Source organism: Paraburkholderia sp. BR13439, from assembly GCF_040948805.1.
GTDB lineage: Bacteria > Pseudomonadota > Gammaproteobacteria > Burkholderiales > Burkholderiaceae > Paraburkholderia > Paraburkholderia youngii.
Genome location: NZ_JBFPKN010000025.1, coordinates 83,274 through 107,916, shown reverse-complemented (window position 1 = coordinate 107,916; position 24,643 = coordinate 83,274). Strand labels below are relative to the sequence as shown.

General features: G+C 59.7%; 24 protein-coding genes. 6 read left to right on the top strand and 18 right to left on the bottom strand.

Annotated features, from left to right (window positions below; translation table 11 throughout):
* Positions 1 to 1,246: 4-hydroxyproline epimerase (locus AB3X96_RS35060; RefSeq protein WP_368593302.1), on the top strand; the 1,246-nt coding region annotated here is incomplete at its 5' end.
* Between the two features lie 84 nt (positions 1,247 to 1,330).
* On the opposite strand, the gene AB3X96_RS35055 is transcribed toward AB3X96_RS35060, so the two are convergent.
* From AB3X96_RS35055 to AB3X96_RS35005, 11 genes are all read right to left on the bottom strand, one after another.
* A complete protein-coding gene (locus tag AB3X96_RS35055; RefSeq protein WP_368593301.1) occupies positions 1,331 to 2,209 on the bottom strand; it encodes a shikimate dehydrogenase in 879 nt (292 codons plus the stop codon).
* Positions 2,210 to 2,270: 61 nt separating this feature from the next.
* The gene (locus AB3X96_RS35050; RefSeq protein WP_368593300.1) at positions 2,271 to 3,302 is read right to left on the bottom strand and encodes a proline racemase family protein; all 1,032 of its coding nucleotides are present in this window, start codon (positions 3,300 to 3,302) and stop codon (positions 2,271 to 2,273) included.
* 62 nt (positions 3,303 to 3,364) lie between these two features.
* Complete coding sequence (locus tag AB3X96_RS35045) at positions 3,365 to 4,657, bottom strand: NAD(P)/FAD-dependent oxidoreductase (RefSeq protein ID WP_368593299.1); 1,293 nt, start codon at positions 4,655 to 4,657, stop codon at positions 3,365 to 3,367.
* A 59-nt stretch (positions 4,658 to 4,716) separates the two neighbouring features.
* A complete protein-coding gene (locus tag AB3X96_RS35040) occupies positions 4,717 to 5,382 on the bottom strand; it encodes an amino acid ABC transporter permease (RefSeq protein ID WP_368593298.1) in 666 nt (221 codons plus the stop codon).
* A gap of 10 nt (positions 5,383 to 5,392) precedes the next feature.
* Positions 5,393 to 6,064 carry an amino acid ABC transporter permease gene (locus tag AB3X96_RS35035; protein ID WP_368593297.1) on the bottom strand — a complete coding sequence of 224 codons (672 nt, stop codon included), beginning with the start codon at positions 6,062 to 6,064 and terminating at the stop codon, positions 5,393 to 5,395.
* Between the two features lie 12 nt (positions 6,065 to 6,076).
* A complete protein-coding gene (locus AB3X96_RS35030) occupies positions 6,077 to 6,916 on the bottom strand; it encodes an amino acid ABC transporter ATP-binding protein (RefSeq protein WP_368593296.1) in 840 nt (279 codons plus the stop codon).
* Positions 6,917 to 7,049: 133 nt separating this feature from the next.
* On the bottom strand, positions 7,050 to 7,850 hold the full coding sequence (locus AB3X96_RS35025; protein ID WP_368593295.1) for a substrate-binding periplasmic protein: 801 nt from the start codon (positions 7,848 to 7,850) through the stop codon (positions 7,050 to 7,052).
* Positions 7,851 to 7,946: 96 nt separating this feature from the next.
* Positions 7,947 to 8,417 (bottom strand): RidA family protein, encoded by a 471-nt coding sequence (locus AB3X96_RS35020; protein WP_368593294.1) that lies wholly within the window; start codon positions 8,415 to 8,417, stop codon positions 7,947 to 7,949.
* 18 nt (positions 8,418 to 8,435) lie between these two features.
* On the bottom strand, positions 8,436 to 10,154 hold the full coding sequence (locus AB3X96_RS35015; protein WP_368593293.1) for a hydantoinase B/oxoprolinase family protein: 1,719 nt from the start codon (positions 10,152 to 10,154) through the stop codon (positions 8,436 to 8,438).
* 16 nt (positions 10,155 to 10,170) lie between these two features.
* Positions 10,171 to 12,252: a hydantoinase/oxoprolinase family protein gene (locus AB3X96_RS35010; protein ID WP_368593292.1), complete on the bottom strand. Its 2,082-nt coding sequence runs from the start codon at positions 12,250 to 12,252 to the stop codon at positions 10,171 to 10,173.
* Positions 12,253 to 12,481: 229 nt separating this feature from the next.
* Positions 12,482 to 12,805: a hypothetical protein gene (locus tag AB3X96_RS35005; RefSeq protein ID WP_368593307.1), complete on the bottom strand. Its 324-nt coding sequence runs from the start codon at positions 12,803 to 12,805 to the stop codon at positions 12,482 to 12,484.
* Here AB3X96_RS35005 and AB3X96_RS35000 point away from each other — a divergent pair.
* The gene (locus AB3X96_RS35000; protein WP_368593291.1) at positions 12,716 to 13,501 is read left to right on the top strand and encodes an SDR family NAD(P)-dependent oxidoreductase; all 786 of its coding nucleotides are present in this window, start codon (positions 12,716 to 12,718) and stop codon (positions 13,499 to 13,501) included. The genes AB3X96_RS35005 and AB3X96_RS35000 overlap by 90 nt on opposite strands.
* 31 nt (positions 13,502 to 13,532) lie before the next feature.
* On the top strand, positions 13,533 to 13,742 hold the full coding sequence (locus tag AB3X96_RS34995; RefSeq protein ID WP_129962162.1) for a tautomerase family protein: 210 nt from the start codon (positions 13,533 to 13,535) through the stop codon (positions 13,740 to 13,742).
* Positions 13,743 to 13,849: 107 nt separating this feature from the next.
* On the opposite strand, the gene AB3X96_RS34990 is transcribed toward AB3X96_RS34995, so the two are convergent.
* Positions 13,850 to 14,587: a GntR family transcriptional regulator gene (locus AB3X96_RS34990; protein ID WP_368593290.1), complete on the bottom strand. Its 738-nt coding sequence runs from the start codon at positions 14,585 to 14,587 to the stop codon at positions 13,850 to 13,852.
* Positions 14,588 to 14,806: 219 nt separating this feature from the next.
* Between AB3X96_RS34990 and AB3X96_RS34985 the strand changes: the two genes are divergently transcribed.
* Both AB3X96_RS34985 and AB3X96_RS34980 read left to right on the top strand, forming a co-directional pair.
* Positions 14,807 to 15,559, top strand: coding sequence for a GntR family transcriptional regulator (locus AB3X96_RS34985; protein ID WP_368593289.1), 753 nt, complete (start codon positions 14,807 to 14,809; stop codon positions 15,557 to 15,559).
* A 98-nt stretch (positions 15,560 to 15,657) separates the two neighbouring features.
* Positions 15,658 to 16,815 carry a branched-chain amino acid ABC transporter substrate-binding protein gene (locus tag AB3X96_RS34980; RefSeq protein ID WP_368593288.1) on the top strand — a complete coding sequence of 386 codons (1,158 nt, stop codon included), beginning with the start codon at positions 15,658 to 15,660 and terminating at the stop codon, positions 16,813 to 16,815.
* Between the two features lie 186 nt (positions 16,816 to 17,001).
* Here the strand turns inward: AB3X96_RS34980 and AB3X96_RS34975 are convergent, their stop codons facing one another.
* Genes AB3X96_RS34975 through AB3X96_RS34965 form a run of 3 tightly spaced genes read right to left on the bottom strand, consistent with a single transcriptional unit; the run spans position 17,002 to position 20,721 of the window.
* On the bottom strand, positions 17,002 to 18,231 hold the full coding sequence (locus tag AB3X96_RS34975) for a diaminopropionate ammonia-lyase (protein ID WP_368593287.1): 1,230 nt from the start codon (positions 18,229 to 18,231) through the stop codon (positions 17,002 to 17,004).
* Positions 18,232 to 18,283: 52 nt separating this feature from the next.
* Positions 18,284 to 19,540 carry a Zn-dependent hydrolase gene (locus tag AB3X96_RS34970; RefSeq protein WP_368593286.1) on the bottom strand — a complete coding sequence of 419 codons (1,257 nt, stop codon included), beginning with the start codon at positions 19,538 to 19,540 and terminating at the stop codon, positions 18,284 to 18,286.
* Positions 19,541 to 19,557: 17 nt separating this feature from the next.
* Positions 19,558 to 20,721, bottom strand: a complete 1,164-nt coding sequence (locus tag AB3X96_RS34965; RefSeq protein ID WP_368593285.1) for a M20 aminoacylase family protein — start codon at positions 20,719 to 20,721, stop codon at positions 19,558 to 19,560.
* Positions 20,722 to 20,865: 144 nt separating this feature from the next.
* Here AB3X96_RS34965 and AB3X96_RS34960 point away from each other — a divergent pair, with 144 nt between their 5' ends.
* On the top strand, positions 20,866 to 21,345 hold the full coding sequence (locus tag AB3X96_RS34960; RefSeq protein WP_368593284.1) for an Lrp/AsnC family transcriptional regulator: 480 nt from the start codon (positions 20,866 to 20,868) through the stop codon (positions 21,343 to 21,345).
* A gap of 5 nt (positions 21,346 to 21,350) precedes the next feature.
* Here the strand turns inward: AB3X96_RS34960 and AB3X96_RS34955 are convergent, their stop codons facing one another.
* From AB3X96_RS34955 to AB3X96_RS34945, 3 genes are all read right to left on the bottom strand, one after another.
* A complete protein-coding gene (locus tag AB3X96_RS34955; protein WP_368593283.1) occupies positions 21,351 to 22,487 on the bottom strand; it encodes a branched-chain amino acid ABC transporter substrate-binding protein in 1,137 nt (378 codons plus the stop codon).
* A 314-nt stretch (positions 22,488 to 22,801) separates the two neighbouring features.
* Positions 22,802 to 23,506, bottom strand: a complete 705-nt coding sequence (locus AB3X96_RS34950) for an SDR family oxidoreductase (protein WP_368593282.1) — start codon at positions 23,504 to 23,506, stop codon at positions 22,802 to 22,804.
* 102 nt (positions 23,507 to 23,608) lie between these two features.
* The gene (locus AB3X96_RS34945) at positions 23,609 to 24,619 is read right to left on the bottom strand and encodes an Ldh family oxidoreductase (protein WP_368593281.1); all 1,011 of its coding nucleotides are present in this window, start codon (positions 24,617 to 24,619) and stop codon (positions 23,609 to 23,611) included.
* Positions 24,620 to 24,643: the final 24 nt, after the last annotated feature.

Genomic DNA, 24,643 nt, shown 5'->3' with positions numbered 1-24,643 from the left:
TCATCCGCGTTTCAATCTCAGCCCGGTAACCAGCCTGCATCGTCTGTCCTCCAGAATGACCGCATCTTACCAGCGTCGCTTTGCACCGGCCAGGGTCACTTCGAGAAGTTATTTCTCACCCGTTCCTAAGATGGCTTTGGACGAGGCCCCGAATATCGTTCGGGGCCTTTTTTGGTTTTTTTTGCAATCATTTAACTGCGCGAGTCGCCCGCCCACTCTGGAAAACTCCATGACCACATATCGTTTCGAATGCATCGAAGGCCACACTGAAGGCATGCCCGTGCGGATGGTGACAAAAGGCGCACCCATCTTGAAGCGCGCTTCGATGGCCGCCGTTCGGGAAGCCTACCTCGCTGAATATGACTGGATCCGCCGCGCCCTCATGATGGAGCCGCGTGGACACGCGCATATGTCAGGCACGATCCTGTATCCGCCGATGTCAGCCGATGCGGACATGAGCCTGCTCTTCATTGAAACGTCGGGCTTCCTGCCGATGTGCGGCCATGCATCGATCGGTTCGATCGCGTTCGCCATCGAAACGGGTCTGGTCACGCCGCGTCAACCGGGAAAAGTCGTCGTCGATGTGCCAGCCGGTCAACTGTCCGCACGCTACGAGATGGACGGCAACCGCGTGAAAGCCGTTCGCTTCACCAACGTGCCGAGCTTCCTGCTCCATCGCGATGTCGAGGTGAATCACCCCGTACTCGGGAAACTCGTCGTGGACATTGCTTATGGCGGCAACTTCTATCCGATCGTCGAAGTGCAGCCCAACTTTCCTGGCTGCGAGCATTTCTCGCCCGAGCAACTGCTGGAGTACGGTCGGCAGATGCAGGAAGCGGTCAACCAAACGATCGACGTCGTACATCCCGACAAGCCTGCGATTCGCGGCGTGAAGCATTGCATGTGGACCGGCGCGCCACAAGCGGAGGACGCAGATGGCCGTGCGGTCGTCATTGCCGGCGCGACGCTGATCGACCGATCGCCTTGCGGAACGGGCACGTCCGCGCGTGTGGCGCAACGCTTCGCCAGGGGGCTATTGCGCGAGGGGCAGACCTTCACTCATCAGAGCCTGATCATGAGCGCTTTCGTCGGCCGGGTCGAAGCGGTCACCAGGCTTGACAGCGGTCTCGACGCGGTACTGCCAAGTGTCGAAGGACAGGCCTGGATCACCGGCCGGGGCGAACACTACGTGGATGACTCGCAGCCTTACGCGCATGGGTTCAGCCTCGACGAATTCGCGCGCTGAGCCGCGTCCCTTGCGTCGATGAGGGAGGCGCATGAAAAAAGCCGGTTCTGCAAATGCAGAACCGGCTTTTGCTTGTTAAGCGATTCACGCTGCGCGTTTGACCAGATCCCTAAGCTCCACCGGGAACAGCATATCTCGCGCGAAGGAATCATCGGTGCGAAGCAGGTCCGCCGCTTTGTGCACACCGAAGAAATCGAGAAACAACGGGGTTTGCAGAATCAACATGTCGAATCCAGGGAGAACCGCCATTCCCTTATCCATAGCGGCTCTGAGCAGCGGCGTGGGTTGATTCTTCATCAGGATGTCGCACACCTGCGCTTTCGGTGCGAGGCGATCGGTCGGCACAGGCAGCGGATCGCTCGTCTTGAGACCCAGCGGCGACGCATTGATCACGACTTCAAACGCGGCGGGATCATTGCTCTGCTGCACAGAAACGGGTACGCCGTACTGCTTCTGGATCGACTGAGCCAACTGGCGTGCCTTGGCGGTATCGGGGTCGTACAGACCGATCGAGGACACCGCGCCTTCCGACAGCGCAGCCGCAATAGCGCTTGCCGCACCGCCCGCGCCAACCAGGAACACCGACTTGCCGCGGTATTCCATCGCATAGCGCTCCATGGACTTGACGAAGCCGAGCCCATCGAACAACTCTCCTTCAAGTTCGCCGGCCGCATTGCGTCGAATGGCATTGACCGCGTTCGCAACCTGCGCACCCTTCGAGCGACGGTCGACGATCGACGCGGCCGCCGTCTTGTGGGGAATCGACAGAACCATGCCTCGCGTCGTTGGCGAACTGAAGAGCGAGCGCACCGTCGCTTCGAGATTCTCCGGGGAGACCTGTAGCGGGACCATGACCGCATCTTCGTCGCAAAGGGGCAATACCTTGTTGAAAATCTCCGGCGTACGCACCTGTTCAATCGGGTCCGCCACCATGAAGAAAACGCCAGTTTTTCCGGTAATCATGAAAGTCCTTCGTCATTCGTATCACTAACTGTGATGTTGCAGGGGAGGCGTCGAAAACGCGTCACTTCTTCGGAAAGCCTTCGCCCCAGGTATCGCTCAGCATGAAGCCGGCCGCCAGCGGATCGTCGGGGTCGACGCCGATCTGCTCGACGCTGTAAATCCACGCGCGCCCGCTGATGCGAGGCAGCACCGCAGCCTTGCCGCCCACCTCGGTCTTTCCGAGCAACTCGACGCCGAACTCGCTTCCGATCGTCGAGCGCGACTTGAGCTTTCCTCCCACGTCCACTTTCCCGCGAGCGGCAAGCGTTGCGAGATTCGCGGAACTGCCCGTGCCACACGGAGACCGGTCGATTCTCCCTGGCGGCAGTGTCGTGCAGGTTTGATACTCCACGTCACTCACGCGGTTGCGGAACATCACGTAAGCAATCTGGTTGATCTCCGGATAGAGCGGATGCTGAATCCTCACCTGTTCATTGATGATGTTTCGCAACTTGACGCCGAGGTCCGCCAGCTGACGCGCATTTTCCGGGGCGATGGCGAGTTTGACCTGCTCCACGTCGACGAGCGCGTAATACACGCCGCCGAAGGCGATATCCACCTTGATCTTGCCAAATTCCGCTGTTTCAATCGGCAGATCGAGATGCTCGACAAAGGCCGGAACCATGTTCAGCGATACCCCGACGCAGCGACCATCACGGCAGGTGGCTCGCGCAGTAACGAGGCCCGCCGGCGTGTCCAGCACGACGGTGGTTTCCGGCTCCTGCATCGGCACGATTCCCATCTCTAGCAGAGCCGTCACCACGCAAATCGAATTGCTTCCCGACATCGGATGCGCCTTGTCGGACTGAAGCACGATGAAGCCCGCGTGCGCCTCCGGGTGCGTCGGAGGCAACAGCAGGTTCACCGACATCTGCAGGCAACCGCGTGGTTCGAGCACGACGAGCTTTCGCAGGCTGTCGTCGACCTCGTTGAGGTAATTCATCTTGTCGAGCATCGTCGTGCCGGGGACGTTCACCACGCCACCCGTGATGACTTTTCCGATTTCGCCTTCGCAATGCACACCTACCAGTTGAAGTGTCTTTTTCCAGCGCATGATTGACTCACCTTAGAAATGTATTTCGTATCCGACGTTGCGTCGGTCATCAAAATCCGTCGTCAGAAGCGATACGCACTGAACGCCGCCAGATCCTGCTTCGGCGTTCGACCCATGGCCAGATCAGCAATCAGACGGCCTGTCGTCGCTCCGAGCGTCAAGCCCAGTTGCCCATGACCGATCGCCATCAGCACATTCGGCAAACGTCGCGACCGGTCGATGATCGGCTTCGTATCCGGCAGAAACGGCCGATAACCGACACCGAACTCGTGCTGGTCGGTCTTGAGTTGCGGCAGAACCCGACGCGCCTTCTCGAGGATGATTTCCGCGCGCCTGAAATTCGGTTTCGCGTTTCGCCCGGAAAACTCGATCGTGCCGCCGATCTGCAAACCGCGACGCATCGGCGTAAAGCAAAATCCACCGTCGGAATAGATCACCGAATGCCGGAAATCGACGCCGGGCTCGGGCAGAAGCGCCTGGTAGCCGGCCACGCCCTCGAGAGGAGCGTTGATACCGAGCTGGGAAAAGAAGCGTGTAGCGCCAGCGCCCGCAGCGAGCACCACCTGCGTCGCGCCAACGCGTTCGCCATTTGCAAGCGTGACGCCTGTAGCGCGCCCCGCGCCTTCATCGATCGAAACTGCCGTGGAACGAATCCGTCGTCCCCCCCGGCTTTCGAAGCTCTCTGTCAGCGCCGCGATGAAACCCTCCGTATCGCTCACGAAGCGCCACTGCGGCAGCAGGATGCCATGCGAAAATCGGCCGCGGAGCGCCGGCTCGAGATCGCCAATCTCCGACGCATTGAGCACCTGCGAAGAGAATCCGAGCGACTCGCGAAGCTCCATATGACCGCGTTCGCGTTCCACACCCTCGGGTCCGTCGAACACCTGCATGATGGGCCGCTGAACGAGGAGCGCCTTGTCGTCGCAAGCATCGAGCAACGGTGCGTAATCCGCGAACACCTCCTTCGTCAGCGAGGCCATCGAGCGGGCGATGCTGTCGATCTTCGAATGCCGTGCGCAGGACATGAAGCGAAGCAGCCACGGAATGATTCCAGGCAGTGCGCTCGGCCGCAGCGCGAGGGGACCCGTCTGATCCATCAGCCAAGCCGGCACTTTCATCAGAAGGCCCGGTTTCGAGAGCGGAATGATCTCGCCGACCGAAATCTGTCCGCAACTCCATTTGGCCGTGCTGTCGCCTGTGGCCGCCGGATCGATCAGGGTGACCTGAATGCCGTCGCGCTGAAGGTAGAGCGCGCAGCAGATTCCTACGATTCCGCCACCAATCACAACCGCCTGCTCAGTCGATGCGGGAGCCGCCGAAGGGTGGGAGAAATGCTCTCGAGGTAGCGAGTTCATCTTCGATAGTGTCCGTGCTGCAAATTGAATCGGATTTTTTTATTGAATACCCTGGGCGCTCAATATGCAAAGCGGCGCAGGAATCTCGTCTCGATCAAACCAACCAGACGAGTCAACGGAAAGGCAACCAGAAAGTAAATAATTCCAACCGTGGTGAGGAATTCGAGCGGACGTGCCGTGGCGTTCGAGATGCTCTGCCCCACGTACATCAGGTCGGCGACGCCGACAGACGATATCAGCGCGCTCTCCTTGAAGAGACTGATCACGTTCGACAGCAGCGGCGGAATGGCGCGGAGCAAGGCCTGCGGAAAGATCACGTGGATGATCTTGACCTGAGGTGAAAGACTGAGCGCAAAACATGCGTCATGCTGTTCACCCGAGATCGATTTAAGCGCGCCGCGAAATGTCTCACTGGTGATCGCCGTCATGTACAGCGTCAACGAGATGATGACCGACAGGTACGGCGGGATCGGCAGACGAAACACCACGGGAAAGCAGAAAAAGATCCAGAAGAGCTGTATGAGCAGCGGCGTGCCGCGAAAAAGCTCCACGTACAACCACGTCGGCGCCTTCACGCAGCGCGACGGCGACAGCCGCAACAGGCTGACGACGAAGCCGAGCAGGCTTCCCAGTATTGCGCAGCCCCCCGTGAATGCCACGGTGAGGGCAAGGCCCTTCAGAAGCACGAGCCAGTATGAGCCGATGATCCCGACATCGATATTCATTGCCATCCCCTTAACGCTGTACGGCGGCGTCTTGCCGACGCTCGATCACATGAACCAGACGCGAGATCGGAAGCGACAGCGCGAAATAGATGAGCGCGACGACCGAGTAGGTTTCCAGCGGTCGGTAAGCTTCGGTCGCGAGACTCTTCGCGACGTACATCAGGTCTGCTACCGCGACAATGGCGACCAGTGCGCTCTGCTGGAGCGTGCCGATGCCGTTGGTCATCAGCACGGGCAACGCGCTGCGCAACGCCTGAGGCAGAACCACGAAGAAGGTGCGCTGCCACGGCTTCAATCCCAACGCGACACAGGCATCGAGATGCTCCCGTGGGACGGCCTGCACCCCAGCGCGATAGGCCTCCGCGTTGAAGGCTGTCAGGTTCAGCCCGAGTGCGAGCACACCCATCGCGATAGGGTCGATGAAGAAATCGACCATCATTGGGATGCAATAGAAGAACCACACGATCTGCAGCAACGCCGGCGTGCAGCGGAAGAATTCGATAAAGAGCTGCGCCGGCCAACGTACGAACTGCCAGCGGCTCATCACCAGCAGGCACAGAAAGAAGCCGAGCACGAGACCCATCACGTTGGCAGCCAACGCCAGTTCCAACGTGACCTTCAGACCCTGCAACAGCGCGTCCGCGCTTCCCTTCAGAAAACTGAAATCAAACTGATAGCCCATGACCCGCCTCGCTCAATCCAGATGAAGGACCTTCTCCAGAAACTCGCGCGTGCGAGCTTCCTTCGGGCATTTGAACATCTCGGCGGGCGCCCCTTCCTCGACCACCTTGCCGCTCGCACAGAACACCACGCGCGTCGCGATGTCTCGCGCGAAATGCATGTCGTGCGTGACGATGATCATCGCCATCTTCTGCTCGGCCAGTTGCAGCATCACGTTCTGCACTTCGATGACCATCTCCGGATCGAGCGCGGAGGTCACTTCGTCGAAGAGCATCAGCTTGGGCTCCAGCATCAACGCTCGTGCAATCGCCACGCGTTGTTTCTGGCCACCGGAAAGCTGGCTGGGGTACGCTTGCAGCTTGCTCTCGAGTCCGAGCCGAGCCAGATACTTCCGTGCGCGCTCCGTCGCCTCCGCCTTGCAAAGCCCCAGCACCTTGACCGGCGCGAGGATCAGATTGCCGAGCACCGAGAGATGCGGAAACAGCGTGTAGTGCTGAAACACCATGCCGATCTGTTTTTGCAGCTTCGGGTCGATCCGTTTCGATCCGCCCACGTCAACCCCACGAATATAGGGCTTGCCCTGAAACGAAATCTCACCGCCCTGCACACCTTCCAGACCCATCAGCACGCGAAGCAGCGAACTCTTGCCGCTCCCGCTGGGGCCGATCACGACCAGGCGATCGTCGGCGCGCATGTTCAGGCTCATGCGGTCCATGACGACCAGATTTTCGCCGTATGACTTGTACACGTTTCTCAACTGCACAAAATCACCCGACATCGATGGCAAAGACGAGACGGTTCCCGGCCCGGTCGAGCTTGCCACCGGTTGTACTTTTATCTGAGATAACGACATGAGGATCTCCTCCGGCGGAGCGCGACGCTGGCGCTCGCAACTTCGTTCAAACGCTCGACCGAGCAATGACGTCTCACCCGTCGGCTGAACCTGATGGGGCCGCGATCTCCGCGGCCCCATCAATCCAGGCCGCTTATTTCGACGCGGCCACCGTTTCTTTCACCGACACATCAACGAGATGATTCACGGCACCGGATTGCTTCTGCTTCTCGATGAACTGATTCAGTAGGGCGACGTCTGCGGCAGGCGTATCTTTGCGAATCCCGAAAGCAATGCCTTGCTGGGCCAACAGAGGGTTCGGCTTGAAGGCTTCCGCCCAGTCCGGGTGCGCGCTGACCAGCAGCTGGTTGGTCATGTTATCGTCGGCGAGCAGATCGGCACGCTTGGACATCAACGCGAGGCGCGTCTCATCGAAGCCCGGCAAGCGCATGATGGTCGCCTGCTTGAGCACCGCCGAGATCGCCTTATCCTGCGCTGTGCCCGACATCACCGTGACCGTCGTGCCCGGCTTGTCGATGTCGGCGATCGTGTGGATCTGCTTAGGCACCTTCGGGTTGTTCCTGTTGTAGGTGAAGGTCACGCTGTAGTCGAGCACGGGCTCGGAAAATGAAATCGCCTTGCGTCGCTCCGGCGTGTCATTGAGCGCCAGCGAGAGGTCCCATTTCTCGGATTGCAGTCCCGCGACGATGTTGTCCCAGGTGGTGTCCACATACTCGACCTTGACCTTGAGGACCTGCTCGGCGAATTGACGGCACAGATCCGGAAACACGCCGCTATAGGCGCCCGTTTTCGGGTCCTTCATCGTGTACGGAGGCGAGGTGGCAACACCGCAGCGAAGCACGCCCGCCTGCCGTACGCTTTGCCAGGTGGAACTGTCCTGCGCGTAGGCACCCGAACTGGCGGCGAGCGCGCCAAACACCGTTGCGCCGACCAAAGCGCGACCAAGGATTCGAGACATCTTCAACATGATCAACCTCTAGTGATAAGGGGATTCAATAGATCGTTTTGTTTGTTGCTACACGCTCAAGCCTTACTTGAGTTCAAAAATGCCCTCGAGCTCGACCGCCACGCCTCTCGGCAGTGAGACGCATCCCACGGCGGCACGCGTATGCCGGCCAGCGTCGCCCAGTACCGCCACCATCAGATCCGACGCGCCGTTGATTACCTTCGGATGGTCGCTAAAGTCTTCCGTCGCGTTGACGAAGCCGCCAAGCCGGACACATCCCGCGACACGATTGAAGTCGCCCTCCACCGCGCGGTCCACCTGCGCCAGCATGTTGACCGCGCAGAGTCGCGCGGCGGCCTGACCGTCCTCGATCGAGACGCTTTTACCGAGCTTGCCGACGTACTGATCCACGCCGTCGAGCACGGGCACCTGACCGGACACGTACAGGAGGTTGCCCACCTTCTTGACCGGCAGGAAATTCGCACCAGGCTTGGGCGCGGATTGTGGCAACGCGATGCCCAGTTCGTGCAGGCGGTCTTTCAAACTCTGATTCATCGAGTCATCTCCTCTTGATTACTTCGCGTTGCGTGCCGCGTTCGAACGGGCCCGGTCGATCTGATCGCCGTCGAACACGACCCTGTGACGCTCCTGCGCGTATTGGCGGGTGATCTTGCCGTTCGCGAGGTCCGCTTCGATGCGCTCGAATGCGCGTGCCAGCGGATCGCCATAACCGCCGCCGCCTGCCTGTTCGTGACGGATGATCGCGCCCCGGTGCAGCGTCCGCGTAAACTTGCTGGGCAGCGGCGACAAGCCTTCAGCCGAGCGCAGATAGTTCGCCGAGCAGGCACCCGAGCCACCGCCGAACAGACCATAGGGCGCATGATTCGCGCGATCCGAGCGGATCTGCGCGACCACTTCTTCCGCTTCGATGCGGTATTCGCGCACCAGCCCGAGGCCGCCGCGATACTCGCCGGCACCGCCCGAATCCGTGGCGAAACCGTACGCTTCCATCACGATCGGATAGCGCGCTTCGAGCGTCTCGATCGGCATGTTCGACATGTTCTGCGACGGGTTGGTCACGCCTTCGATGCCGTCCTTGTTGTAGCGGCCGCCCCAGGCACCATTGATCATGTCGACCAGGATGAACGGTTCGCTCGAGCCTTTGGCATAGCCGCTCAATGCGATGACCGTATTGCCGCCTTCGCCCGCCGCCATCACCTTCTTCGGTGCGATCTGCGCCAGCGCACCGAGCACACAATCGACAACGCGATAACCCGTCAGCGCGCGCGCAGCGACCGGCGCTGGCATGCGCGGATTGAGGATCGAGCCTTCCGGTGCGGTGATCTCGATGCAGCGATAAACGCCTGCGTTATTGGGCACATCGGCTTCGAGCGCGCAGCGCACGCTGAGATACGTCGCCGACTTCACGAACGAGAGCGTTGAGTTGATCGCGCCGCGCACTTGCGGCGACGAGCCGGCGAAGTCGACGCTGATCTTCGATCCCGCGACGGTGATCGCGCATTTGATGGGGATCGCGTCCTCGGAGAAGCCATCGTTGTCGATGTAATCCGTGAACTGGTACACGCCGTCGGGCCATGCCTCGATCGCTTGACGCGTCAGCCTTTCGCCGTAGTCCAGCAGCTCGTCGAAATAGCTTTGCAGGTTCTCTTCGCCGTAACGATCGATCATGCGGAGCAGTTCGCGCTCACCGATGTTGCAGGTGGCGAGCTGCGCGTCGAGGTCGCCGAGCACGAGGTCAGGCAGACGCACGTTCTTCTTGATGATGTTGATCAGCGTCTCGTTCGGCTCGCCGCGCTGGTAGAGCTTCGTCGGCGGAATGCGGATGCCTTCCTGGAAAATCTCGGTTGAATCGGCCGCGTTGGAACCGGGCACGCGTCCACCGACATCGCAGTGGTGGGCGATGACCACCGAGAAGCCCTGCAGCCGTTTTTCATGAAAGATCGGCTTGAACATGAAGATGTCCGGCAGGTGCATGCCGCCTTCATAGGGGTCGTTCAGGATGATGACGTCGCCGGGCTCGACGGAGGCGGCGTACCTGTCGATGATCACGTCCACCGCATCGGGCACAGCGCCCAGATGCAGTGCCACCGTTTTCGCCTGCGCGAGAATGCGGCCTTTGGCATCGCACATCGTGACCGAATAATCGAGCACGTCGCGAATGATCGGCGAACGGGCGGTGCGCATCACGGCGAAGGCCATGTCGTCGACGATCGTGTCGAGCGCGTTTTTGACGACCGCGAAAGTGATCGGGTCAACGTTACGTTGGGTCATGACTACTCCAGTGAAATCAGTCGAGTGAGGCAATCACGCTGCCTACCTTGTCGGTGCTCACGCGCCAGCCCCGCGGGATCACGATCGTGGTATCGGAGCTTTCGAGAATCACAGGCCCCGTGAGCGGCTTGTCGAGTTTGGAGCGCGGCACGATGGGCGTATCGACCCAGCCGGTCTTGCGGTCGAAATAGACACGACGCGTGCTCTTTTCCTCGCCGCTTCCTGCTGATTTCGCGCTACGGATGTCGTTGAAGTCGAGCGTGCTGGTCGCAATGCCGCGTGCGAGCAGGCGGACGTTCGCGCATTCGATCGCATCATTGGATGCGTAGCCGTAGATCGCGGCGTAGGCGTCGCGGAATCCCTGGCGCAAGACTTCACGCGAGCCGTCGGTCAGTTCGGCGGGAATGCGGACCGGAATCTCGTAGTCCTGCCCTTTGAAACGCATGTCGAGATCGAACACGTATTCGATGCGGTCGGTCGAATAGCCTTCGTCCGCCAGCGCACGGCGCGCGTCCTCGCGCATTTCCGTCACGACGTTCGCGAGTGCATCGATGTCCAGCGTATCGAGCAAGCTCAGCGACGGCCGTACGAAATAGCGCTCGACGGCGCCTGCCAGCATGCCCATCGCGGTAAAGACGCCCGGCGCGGCAGGGAACACGACGCGCTTCATGTCGAGTGCGCGAGCCAGATCGCATGCGTGCACGGGACCGGAACCGCCGAACGCAACGAGCGTGAAATCGCGCGGATCGACGCCACGCTCCACGGTCACCGCCTTGATGGTCCGCGCCATGTTGACGTTCACGACTTCGCGAATGCCGACCGCGGTCTCCTCGACACCGATGCCCAACGGCTTCGCGAGCAACTTTTCGACTGCATCGCGCGCGGCCTGAATGTTCAGCTCCATCGTGCCGCCCGCAAGCTTCTGCGGCAGGAAACCGAGAATGGCGTTCGCATCCGTGACGGTGGGCTTTTCGCCGCCGATGCCATAGCACACCGGTCCGGGGAACGCACCCGCCGACACCGGACCGACGTTGAGCAGGCCGCCCGCATCGGTCCACGCGATCGAGCCCGCGCCGCTGCCCACTTCGGCGACGTCGATGGTCGGCACGCGCATCATGTAGCCGCCCGCCTTGATGAAGCGGCTCGGCGTCGAGATACCAGCCCGGAATTCGTACTCGTTGGTGCGCGCCAGCTGCCCCTCATGAATCAGCGACGCGGATGCGGTCGTACCGCCCATGTCGAAGACGACGAGTTCTTTCTCATTGATCGCGTCACCGAGCCGCCCCGCGCCGACCACGCCTGCCGAGCGACCGGACGAGATGAAAAACACCGGTGTGTCCTGAGCGATCCGCGCGCTGGACAAACCGCCATTCGAATTGCTCACCAGCAGCGGCGCATTGACGCCGATCCGCTCGAGTCCCGACTCCAGACGTTGCAGATAGGTCCGCAATGCCGGCAGCACATAGGCATTCACGACCGTCGTCGAGGTGCGCTCATACTCGCGCAGCTCGGGCAGCACCGAGATCGATGCCGTCACGCTGATGTCGGGGAACGCTTGCTGGAAGGCTTCCAGCGCCGCCTTTTCGTTCGCGCCGTTCTTGTACGAATTGATGAAGCAGATCGCGACGGACTCGACACCTTCGCTCTGGAAGAACTTGCCTGCCGCGATGACCTGGTCGACCGGTGTCGGACGCAGCACATCGCCGGATGCCAGCACCCGCTCATCAATCTCCAGACGATAGCGGCGCTCGACGAGCGGCACCGGCTTGTCCCACGAAAGGTCGAACATGGTCGGCGTGCGCACACGGCCGATTTCGAGGACATCCCTGAAACCCTTCGTCGTGATGAGGCCGCACTTCGCGCCGACCTTCTGCAGCATGGTGTTCGAACCGACCGTCGTGCCGTGCAGCACCTCGGTGACATCGGACGTCTTCATCCCCGCCTGTTCGAGGATGCGCCGCACACCCGTCAGCACCGCCTCCTCAGGCGCCGCGGGCGTCGAAGAGACTTTCGTGAAAGTCACATAACCCTTGTCGTCAAGCAACACAAGGTCCGTGAAAGTGCCGCCGATGTCGACCCCAATTCTCGCGCTTGCCATATCGATTCCCGATCGTTCTCGAGCCGTCTGAGGCCATCAGACCTTGGTGTTGGCTCGGATTCCAAGTTGAAGGTGCACGCCGCTTACCGTCTGCGCATTCCAGAAATAGCGGTACGCCGGCTCACATGGAATTGATGATTGGCGACAATAATTTGCTGCGGCTGTCGACACAGCCCCTACAGCTCCTTCGCCGCGACAAGTGCATCTCGTCCATGGATCGCATTGTCGATCAAAAGCCGACAATGTCAACGTGAAAATTAAAACCGATGGTTCGATTTGATGCGAAACTCCCTTCACATAAGGGTTTCAGCCTTGAACCAGGGTAAACATGTGTCGGCAATGAAACGCAGGATTTCTTGACATACGCATCTGCCAGCACGATCATTGTCGTCATTAGGTCGACTTGAATAAGTCGCTTTGGTGCGGGCAGGCGCAAAAATCGCCGGCCATCTAGGAGAGGAAAATGTCGGTCAACCAAGAAGTGGTCGTCGTAACGGGCGGCGCAAGTGGAATTGGCGAAGCCTGCGCGCGTCGCTTCGCTCGCGCCGGGCATCGTGTGATCCTGGCGGACGTGAATGCCGCCGGCGGGAAGCGTGTTGCCGAAGAACTGCGGGCCGAAAAACTGGACGCCCATTTTCATCAGGTTGATCTGGCGAGCGAAGACGACGTCGCCACGTTCGCATCGGTGGTGATTGGGGAATACGGTGCGCCCCATGCGCTCGTCAATGCAGGGGGCATCCTGCAGAACGCCGTGCGCGTGCTGGACATGGATCTCGCGGAATTCGACCGCCTGTTCCAGATCAACGTGCGCGGGACATTGATCGCATCGCGGGCATTCGGCGCTTCCATGTGCGAAGCAGGCCGCGGATCGATCATCAACCTATGTTCGATGACGACGTTCCGCTCGTCCGCACAGGTCGCCTATACCGTTGGCAAATCAGGGCTCAAAGCGTTGACGGAAACCATGGCCGCCGAATGGGGCCCGCGCGGCGTTCGTGTGAACGCGGTCGCGCCGGGCTACACGCTGACACAGGCAATGCAGGCGCGCATCGACTGTGGTCAACGTGATCCGAATGCCGTGATCGAACGTTCGGCGCTGCGCCGCTTCGTAAAGCCATCTGACGTCGCCGACGCGGTCTACTTCCTTTGTTCGGGCGAAGCCGCCGCGATTACCGGTGTCACGCTACCGATCGATTGCGGCTGGCTCGTCTCAACGGCCTATCTGGCGTTCGCATCGCAACCTGAGTAACGCCCAACCATCATCCGCTGAAGGAACTGTAATGCCCATCATTCACGTAGAAATGCTCGCAGGAAGGACACTGGAGCAAAAATCCGAACTCGCCGAGGCGCTCACGCGCGAAACCGTCCGCATCACTGGATGCACCCTCGCTGATGTGCAAATCGTATTCGACGAAAGGGCGCACGCAAGTTGGGCGATCGGAGGCCGGCTGGTTTCCGGTCATGCAACTGCTCACACGCAAAAAAGCTGAAGATAGCGCGAGCAAGGAAGCCTGCCGTGAAGACTTACGTTCCCGGCCGGCTTGTTTGTGGTGAAACCGAACTGAAGCAATCGCGCGAAGCGCGCCTTACTTCATGCCTACTTGCTCGTCGGATAGTTGATGGGCATCTGGGCCGTCAGGTTTCTATCGAGGAATTGCATGAAGCGGCCTTTGAACTGAACCGCGTGCTGGTGTGCGGTGGCCTCGGCCCAGTCGGCGTCGCCTGCTTCGATCGCGGCCACCATCTCCGTATGGTCGCTCGCCATTTGCTCGGAGCTCATGTTCGCGAGGGTCTGAAACTGGAAGTGAAGGTTGAGCATCCGTCGCCCTTCTTCCAGCAACCGGCGATAAATATCTGCGAAATACACGTTCCTTCCAGCCCTGGCGACAGCCATGTGGAACTCATAGTTCTTCTCGATCATCTCCAGGCTATTGTGCTTTTTAATACTCGACGCCGCCGCCTTTTCGTATGCCTTCGCCGCCAGGCGAATGGTCTGGATATCTTCATCGGTTCGGTGCAGTGCAGCGAGGCGGGTCGTCACGCGCTGCAACAGATCCAGTGCATCCAGAAATTCCGGCACCCGGCCGAAGTCCATGGGCGCAACGACGTTGCCCCGATTCGGAAGGATGTTCACGAGCCCTTCCGCCGACAGACGAACCAGCGCCTCGCGCACGGGCGACCTCGAAACACCGAAGCGTTCCGCAACGCCCATCTCGTCGAGATGCGTCCCGGGAGCAAGCTTCATCGTGAGGATTTCGTTGCGCAAGGTGACATAAACCCGTGCCGTGCCGGTTTCCTTGGCGCCCTGAATGTCCGCTACCGTCTCTTTTGCCATTTTCCTGTCCGCCATGTCTGTCGCAGGGCCGAAAATTGTTCGAACCATTGTCGACTTAATGCCGACAATTGTACTCTTCTTTTTGAGCGCATGGAGCGAATGACGATCGGGTTTCGAGATGCGGCGTAGATAGTTGTGGATTGTCTACAATGATGAATTCCAACGATAGCGATTCTGTCTGGCTGAAGTGGCGCAGTTATCCAGGTGGGAGCAATTCAAATGTCCTCTGTTCTGAATGTACCCAAGGTCGTCAAGCGGTCCATGGGATCGCAAGCTGTCGACATCCTTCGCGAATCGATCATCAGCGGAGATTTGCCCGCTGGCGCGCGAATCACTGAAATTCAGCTCGCGGAGCAGATGGATCTTTCGCGCGCGACTGTCAGAGCCGCGCTGCATCACCTGGCCAAGGAAGGGCTCACGACACTCGTTCCGTACACGGGCTGGACGGTCATCACCCTGAACCCGAAGGACGTCTGGGAGCTTTACACGCTGAGGTCGAGCCTGGAGCGTCTTGCCGCCCAGCTGGTGGCTGCCAAGCTGAACGTCGCGAAACGGGACAAGATTCGCAGCTGCTTTGCTGCTCTCGAACGCGCTTGTGCCACCTCGAACGAACGCGCCATTGCCGAAGCAGACTTTGCGTTCCATAAGGCCATGATCGATCTCGCCGATCATGGACGACTGAAAAGCCAGTACGAAGTCATCGAGCGTCAGATTCGGATCTATATCCGCTCGAGCGATTCCCTTGTCGAGAATGGAGACGCGATCGTCGAACAGCATCGCCCGATCGCCGAAGCGATTCTGGCAGGGAATGTCGACGAAGCGGGCAGACTGGCCGAAGCGCACAACATGACCGAGGGAAAGAAACTCACTGCTCATCTGGCGAACCGCGACTCGCCGGCGATTGGGCGAAAGCCAGTGGATCCCGCCGGACGCCTCAAGAACCTTAAAGCACGTCGAGGCAAGACAAATTGACAAGCGCCCAATGGATCCGCGATTTCTGCCTGTTGGCCGGCCGCGCACGCTAACGGCTGATACACCCCTTTGCACAAAAAATTGCCTGTGGAGCACTCATGTCTCTTCGTCACTTTGCTCTTGCGATCATCCTGCTTTTCTCTTTCGACGCCGGCGCGCAGGAAATCGGAAAGTCGGAAGATGTGGTGGTAGTCAAGATAGGAATCGCCGCACCACTGACCGGCTTTTCGGCATCGAACGGAAAGGATGTCGAGAACGCCGCTCGTCTCGCTTTCGAGCAAGCCAACGCGCAAAGTCTCAAAATCGGTGGAAAGAAAGTCGCATTCCAGATCGACGGCCAGGACGATGCCGCGGACCCCAAAACCGCCGTGCTGGTCGCGCAGCGCTTTGTCGACGAAGGTGTGAACGGGGTCATTGGTCACTACAATTCCGGATGTTCGGTCGCGGCATCCGCGGTGTACCGGCGGGCCGGAATTCCGCAGATTTCGCCGACGTCGAGTTCACCTTCGTACACCGCGCAAGGCTTCGAAACCACCTTTCGGACAATCAGCAATGACGATCAGATGGCGCTGCTCGCGGCAACCTATTCGGTTGAGCGGTTAGGGGCGAAGCGTATCGCGGTCATTGACGATAGCACCGACTACGGCACAAACCTCGTGACGGAATACGTAAAGGCAATTCAGAAGCGTGGCGCTCAACTCGTCACCTGGCAGTACACCACGGCGAACTCCATCGACTTCCGAGCCCTGCTTACGACGATCAAGGGTTTGAACCCCGACCTGATCTTCTATGTCGGTCAGGACATTCAGGCCGCGGGCCTGGCGAAACAGATTCGTCAGCTAGGTATCAAGGCCAGGTTCATGGGGGAAGGTGGATTCACGAACGACCATTTTCTTCAACTCGCCGGCCAGGGCGCGAAAGGAATGCTCAGCTGGGAATACGGGCTTCCGCGCGACCGGATGCCTCGCGCGGCCGAACTCGACGCCAGGCTGAAGGCCCGGTTCGGCGTTGGGATCGTGCAGTTCGCCCCGCTCGCCTACGACGCCGCATGGGCAATGATCAATGCAATGAAAGCGGCCGACTCGACCGACCCAAAACAATACATCAAAGCCCTGCGATCGAATTCCTTTGACGGAATCACCGGCACGATCGCATTCACCCAGACAGGCGACCTCAGAAACGCTTCGGCAACGCTTTACGAAGAACAGGATGGGAAATGGGTCGTTTTAGCGGTAGAGAGGATCCTGACAAAGTGATCTGCACCCTCTCTTCGCAGATGGCAGGCGCCGCTCAAGCAGGCTCGCTTCCGGGCCACGGCGCTACGGCATTGCGGGCCCACTCGCACTGCAACTCCAATCCCGGCAGTGCTGGAGCAAGTCTTGAGCGGACAACGGGTCCGGTGAGCGGCATCAAGCCAGGAGCGAAAGCGAGCGCGAGTACGCTCAGGCCATCGCTTTGGCGCACCAGGCTACCTGGCGCTCGAGGACGGATTCGGCTGATTCGCCGACCAGTTCCCGATAGGTAGCAGGCGCGGTCGCGCCTTCGGTATTGACGAGCAATACGCGGGAACCGCCATCAAGGCCAACTTGCCTCGCCAACTCCTGGTCCTGCAGCAATACCATGAGACCGGCGAGACCTGCTACGCCCGACTCGCCAGCGACGATCGGTGCATCTGCATCGCTGCCTGCCGCCAGGATACGCATGTCGTTCACTGCATCGTCGTCGCTGATCGTCATGAATGCATCGACGCCAGGCTGCAGAAACTTCCATGCGAGCGGCGACGTTTCCCCGCATGCGAGCCCTGCCATCACGGAGTCGACGGTACCCGTCGCACGTGCGGCTCGTCCGGCCAATGCGCTCTGATACAAACAGTCCGCCTGCTGTGGTTCGACCACGACGAATCGCGGACGATGCTCGCCATGGAATTCCCACAGGTAACTGACTAGTCCTGCCGCGAGGCCACCGACACCGCCCTGAAGAAACACATGTGTGTAGGCCGGCTGGTTCGGCTGGCTATCGCTCTGCTCCACAATCTCCGCGGCAATCGTTCCGTAGCCTTGCATCACGTCACGCGGGATGTCTTCATAACCGTCGTATGACGTGTCGGATACGACGCGCCAGCCGTTCAGAGAAGCCAGGCGGGCTGCTTCTTCAACCGACTCATCGTAGTTTCCGGTGATCCGGACAATCTCCGCACCATAAGCGGCAATCGCCTTCTCGCGCTCGACGCTGACATTGGCGTGCAGCACGATCACACAACGGCAACCCAGCGTCTGCGCGGCGGCAGCCAGACCCTTCCCATGATTGCCGTCCGTCGCGCTAACCACCGTGAAATGCGTCAGCAGATCCCAATAGCGCCCTTCGAACAGGCCACGGGCGTCGAGATCATGGTTCGGCCAAAGCCGCTGAATCAGGCGGACCAGTGCAACAGGCGCACCCAATGCCTTGAAGCTACCCAGTACAGAGCGCGCCGACTCGTCCTTGATGCCGATGCTGTCGATCTTGAGCCTGGCGGCCAACCCAGGCAACTCACGCAATGGGGTTAGCTCGGGGGAAATCTTGTCCCAGCAGGAAAGCCAGGCACGGCTTTCCTGTGCTTTCCCGATGCTGAGAATCTCTTTTAACTCACCGGGATACGAGGTGCGCGTTGCACGTGGATTGACTACCAGCATGAGCGTGATACTCCAGTAATGAATGATATGAATTGGCGAACAGGTACCGGCCTCACTTCTCTGCGAGGCGCCTGAGCACGACATCCAGCAGCACGTTGGCGCCATTGATGAGCTGATCGTCGTCCGTGTGTTCGCGCGGGTTGTGGCTGATGCCGCCGCGGCTCGGCACGAATATCATCGCGGCCGGCGCGATGCGCGCCATCATCTGGGCGTCATGGCCGGCGCCCGATGTCATCCGACGATGCGTGAAGCCCAGGCGCTCCGCCGAAGCTTCGACCGCATTTGCCAGTGCGACATCGAATACGACCGGCTCGAAACGGACCAGGCGTTCGGTCGTGATCCTCACGCCCTCCTTTTCCGCTACCGCTATCAGGAATTCCGCGAGGCGCCGCTCGGCGTCCTGCAGGCGATGTTCGTCCGGATCGCGCAGGTCCACAGTGAACACCGCCTTGCGCGGAATGACGTTGATGACGTTCGGCTCGATGCGCAGCATGCCGATCGTGGCCAGCGTGGTGCCGGCAGCAACGGCCAGTTCCCGCAGGAACGTCGAAACGGCAGCGGCCACCCAGCCCGCATCATGACGAAGACGCGTCGGCGTCGTACCGGCGTGATTCGCGTTGCCCTCAACGGTAATCTGCTGCCACGAGATACCCTGGAGGCTCTCGACGACGCCGATGCGGATGTTTTCAGCTTCGAGAATCGGGCCCTGCTCGATGTGCAGTTCGAGATACTCGTGCGGAACGATTGCGCCGGGCTCGAGCTCGCCTGCATAGCCAATCCGCTCTAGCTCATCGCCAAGGCGGGTGCCGTCGATGCCAACCGTATCCAGCGCTGCCTCGACGGAAAGGCCGCCGGCGTACACCAGCGAGCCCATCATGTCCGGCTGATACCGGACGCCTTCCTCGTTGGTGAAGGCGCCGATAGTGATCGAACGCGGCGGCCTGATACCTGCCTCACGAAACGCCCGAGCGACGGCAAGTCCGGCAAGCACACCATAGCAACCGTCAAGTGCGCCCGCATTCTTTACGCTGTCGATGTGCGAACCCATCATCAACGGGCGCTGGCGGCCATCATCGGAATCGGACCGCAACGTGCCGAAGATATTGCCGATGCGATCGATACGGACATCGAGGTCCAGCTCGCGCATCCATCTGACGACAAGATCGCGACCGGCGCGCTCATCGTCAGTGAGTGCGATGCGAGTCCGTCCGTCGACCTCGCGATCGGCGCCCAGTTCGCCGAGTTGATGGAGTTGCCGAAGCAGAACCGCACCGTCGAGTTTTGGTGAGGAAGATACAGAGGTATTCATTTATATCCCTTCAATCTTTAGCCACACGGCAACTCGAGCCGGGCGATCTCGGCAAAATACCGGGCGCCTGTCAGAAGGATCGCGTCATTGAAATCGTAAGTGGCGTTGTGCAACGGCGTGCCGCCCTCGCCCGCCAACTCGCCATTGCCAATAAAGATGAAGTTGCCGGGAACGACCTGCAGGAACGCGCCAAAGTCTTCCGAAATCATCATTGGCTGAATATTGGCGTCGACGCCATCCGTTCCCGCGACATTGCGCGCCGCCTTGACCGCGACGTCCACGTATTGCTCCGGGTTCACCGTCGGAGCGAACTCGTGTGTGTACTCAAAAGTGCAATTGGCCCCGAGCGTGCGGCAAATGCCTTCGCATACTTCACGCATGCGAGTCTCGAGCAGAGTCTGGACTTCGCGCGAATAGCTTCGCGTATCGCCCTTGATGATGACGTTCGACGGAATGACGTTTCTCAGGCCGTCAGCCATGAATTCCGTACAGGAAATTACTGCCTGCAAACTCGGGTCGAGATTGCGCGATACGACCGTCTGCAGTGCCATCACGATCTGCGAAGCGATGACGATCGGATCCACCCCCATGTGCGGACGTGCGGCGTGCGTGCCCCGCCCCTTGATGTGAATGACGAAGTTGTCTTCACTCGCCATGATGCCCCCCGGACGCGTTGCAAACGTTCCCGCGCGCATGCCCGGCATGTTGTGCGCGCCAAAGATGGCATCGACTGGAAACCGTTCGAACAGGCCGTCGGCCATCATCGCCTTAGCGCCACGGCCATGCTCTTCTGCCGGCTGAAAGATGAAGCGGACAGTGCCGTTGAAATCGCGCCGTTCGGCAAGAAGTCGCGCTGCCCCCAGGATCATCGACATATGCCCGTCGTGCCCGCACGCGTGCATTTTTCCGGCGCTGCGCGAAGCATGCGCCCGATCGGGTGCCTGCTCCGCGATGTTCAGCGCATCCATGTCGGCGCGCAGGCCGATAGCCCGCCCCCCGTCTCCGACCGTCAGGTTGGCAACGAGTCCAGTTCCGCCGATGCCGCGGTGCACCTCCAGTCCGAGCGTCGTGAGAATGTTCGCTACATAGTCAGACGTATTGATTTCCTCGAAGCCAGTTTCGGGATGTTGGTGCAAATACTGGCGCCAGCTCTTCAGCTGGCCTTGCAGAGTGCTTTCCATTGTCGGACGTCCTTGCTCATGAAGTTCGTGGAATGCTCATGTCGGTGCAGGAAATAATATTCCTCGGGATGCTAGAAAAAAGCTCTAAATCGACCCCTCTCATGCAAAAATATATCTCTTTCTCAAGCTTCCAGCCGAAACGCCATGACACTCAGCCTGGACGATTTTGATCTCAAGCTATTGATGGAAGTCCAACGCGACGCGCACATTCCTCAGAACGAACTGGGCGCGCGCGTCAACCTGTCGACGGCCGCCGTCAATCGCAGATTGCGACGGATGTCGGACGAAGGCATCATTCGCAACTACGCCGCGATCGTCGCGCCCGAAAAGGTCGGCTATCCTCTGACGATCATCGCGACGGTCGAGGTCGAGAGCGAGCAGATCGATCTGCTCGATTCGATGAAGCGCACGTTCGCACAGTGCCCGGAAATCCAGCAGTGCTACTACGTCGCGGGAGAATGGGACTTCGTGCTGATTCTGACGGTCCGCAACATGGACGAGTACACGGCCCTCACGCGACAACTGTTCTTCTCAAACAACAACGTCAAACGCTTCAAGACGCTGGTGAGCATGAGCAACGTGAAGGTAGGGCTCGGTGTACCCGTGGCTCCCGTGGGAGGCTGAGGCCGTCAACGCACGACTGACTTGTCGGTCCAGTTGCCCTGATCAAACTGGCGAACGGTAATTGCGCCGTTACGGATATCCCCCTTCTCGTCAAACTGGATGGCGCCCGTCACGCCGTCCAGCTTCGAGGCCCGCAGCTTCGGCAGATACACCTTGGGGTCTGTCGATCCCGCAGCCTGCATTGCGTCCGCCATCGCAAGCACCGCGTCGTAGGCATACGGGGCATACAGCTGCACGGGAACACCGAACCGCTGCTGATAGCGTTTGAAAAATTCGGGTCCTTGCGGCATCTTTGCAGGCGGCACGCCCGCGAGGGTGCAGTAGACGTCCTTGTCCATCGAAGACCCGGCCAGTTTGATGAACTGGGGCGTGCACGCTTCGTCGCCGGCAATGAACTTCACCCTCAAGCCAAGCTTTTGCGCCTGCTGCACGAACGCCGCTGCTTGCGTGTCGCCACCCGTGAAAGCAATACCTTCTGGCTGACGGCTCTTGATGGTGGTGAGAATCGCCATCCAGTTCGTTGTCTTGTCGGTGCCGTATTCGCGAGCGACCACGCTGCCTCCGGCGGCTTTGACTGACTTTTCGATCTCATCGGCAAGACCTTGACCGTATGCCGTACGATCATCGACAAGTGCAATTTTGCGCGCGCCAAGATCGTGGACCAGATACGCACCGATGACCGAGCCCTGTCTCACGTCATTCGCAACCATACGGAAAACGTTCGTGAATCCTTGCTGCGTGAGCTTCGGATTGGTTGCCGATTCGGTGATCATCGGGATACCTGCATCCGAGTAGCTTTTGGAAGCAGGTATCGATGTTCCAGAGTTCGCGTGGCCAACGACGCCCGCCACGCCATCATCTACCAGCTTCTGGGCGACGGTTACCGCCGTCTTGGGATCGGCCGCATCGTCCTGGGAGTCGAGCACGAACGTAACGTTTTGCCCGCCAATCCGGATCTTTCTGCTGTTCAGATCTTCGATCGCCAGCCGCACACCGTTTTCGTCATCCTTTCCGATGTGGGACAGCTCGCCGGTAAGCGGGGAAACCTGCCCGATCTTTACCGTCAAATCCGCGTGAGCCGCGAGAGGTTGCAGGACAAGAGTCAAAGACGCGAGACATATCAGTGGCCGGGGTGATTGCATGGTCGTACTCTCGATAGGTTGGCTGGAAATCGGATCGACAGAACGGATCGACAGAACCTACGACCCGTTGGGCCAGGCAACACTGCGCTGGCCTGCAATCATCCTAGTGATGCGAGCCGGTAGCCAAAATCAGCCGCGACGACCTTTCTGCAAATTCCTATCGAAATACGAGCACTTTTCGATATCTTTTCCCATGCTTGCCTTCCGAGCAGCGCCACTTTCCGGGCAGCCTCGTCCATCGCGCCGCTATCCAGGCGAGATTGCACGCGGCCCCTTTCTTCCGGGGCCGGACATCCTGCTAAGACGGGCACGGATCAAATGGAGCGCATCAGCCCGCCATCGACCCGGATGTTCTGTCCCGTGATGTACGCCGCGCCGTCCGACGCGAGAAACGCAACCGTTGCCGCGATCTCTTCGCTGGTGCCGTATCGTTGCATCGGAACGCTTTGACGACGCTCTTCCGTCGCGGGAAGACTGTCAATCCACCCGGGCAGGACATTGTTCATCCGGATGTTTTCACTCGCGTGCTCGTCTGCGAATAGCTTGGTGAAGGCAGCAAGACCTGCCCGAGCGACCGCCGACGTCGGAAACATCGCGCTTGGCTCAAACGCCCAGGCCGTCGAGATGTTGATGATGACGCCCGCGCGCTGTTTCTTCATGTGCGATACGACGAGGCGAGTCGGTCGAACCACGTTCAGGAAGTATGTGTCGATTCCCTGGTGCCATTGCTCATCGGTAAGCTCGAGCAGCGCGGCGCGTGGACCGTGCCCTGCGCTGTTGACTAGCACGTCGATACGTCCCCAGCGCGCAATGGCCAGGTCGACCAGTTTGCCGATGTCGTCGTTCGACTGGTTGGAGCCGGTCACACCGATTCCACCGAGTTCCGATGCTAGCGCCTCGCCTTTGCCTGAAGACGACAGCACCCCAACCTTGTAGCCATCTGCGCTGAGCCGTCGAGCGACGGCGGCACCCATACCCGAACCACCCGCCGTGACCAGCGCGACTTTCTCGTCTGCCATGTTAGCTTCCTCCAACTATGGTTAAAAAGTCAGGTACGTTTTCGTTCACATGTCGGAATGTAACTGACCCGACGCGGCGAAATTCCCCGAGGCGAACCAGCACTACAGCGCGCGAATCTCGTTGTAAAGTGACTCGCTGAGAACCACACCATCGGCAATGCTTCTAGCTCGTGCCGCAAATCTTCGTTGCGAAGGCAATCTCGCCCCTTGCTCCACGATCTTATCGAGCAGAAGCTCCGCGTGCTCCTGATTCTCGCGAGCTGTCCCAACAGCAAAGCGCTCTAGCGAAAACGCAAGTATGAGTTCTCCTCGAGGCAGCGGCACCCCACTTTCAGCATACGACTGCAGCGACTCGAAACTCATCGAGTCGCTCAACAAAGGTCCGGCAAGAAGCTCAATCATTGCCGACAGCGCCGAGCCCTTGTGCGAACCGAATGTGAGCAACGCGCCCTCCAATGCTTTCCCGGGGTCATTGGTTGGCTGACCGTTCTCGTCGAGCGCCCAGCCGTCGGGCAGCGACTCCCCTTTCTTTCGGGCAAGTTCAATCTCTCCGCGGGCGACCACACTGGTGGCAAAATCGAAGACAAACGGATTTTTACCATGTCGAGGCCAGGCGAACGCGAACGGATTGTTTCCGAGCAGCGGCTTCGTTCCTCCTGCCGGAGCGACACAGGGGTGGGCGGGCGTCATCGCCATCGCAGCGACACCATGCTCAGCCAGGTGTTCGACTTCCTGCCAGAGAGCGGAGAAGTGGTAGCAATGATTGATGGCCAATGCGGCGATGCCGCTCTCTTTCGCTTTGCGAACGAGCAGTGGGGACGCCTTTTCGAAAGCCACTTGAGCAAAGGTCGACTTTGCATCGACGCGCACCAAGCCAGGCGCTGCATCAATGACCTCCGGTTCAGCGTTGCCCGAGACTTTCCCGGAACGCAACGCGTTGACGCAGGTAAGCAGACGATACACGCCGTGAGAATGGCACTCGTCTCGCTGTCCTGCCACCAACGACTTTGCGACCGCAGTTGCGTGGGATTGAGACATGCCGTTGCGCAGAAGCACCTCACACGCAAGCCTGTACAACTCATCGAGATTGAGGCGGACCGTGCTGGATTCCATCAGGAGACTCACGCGTTATATGTT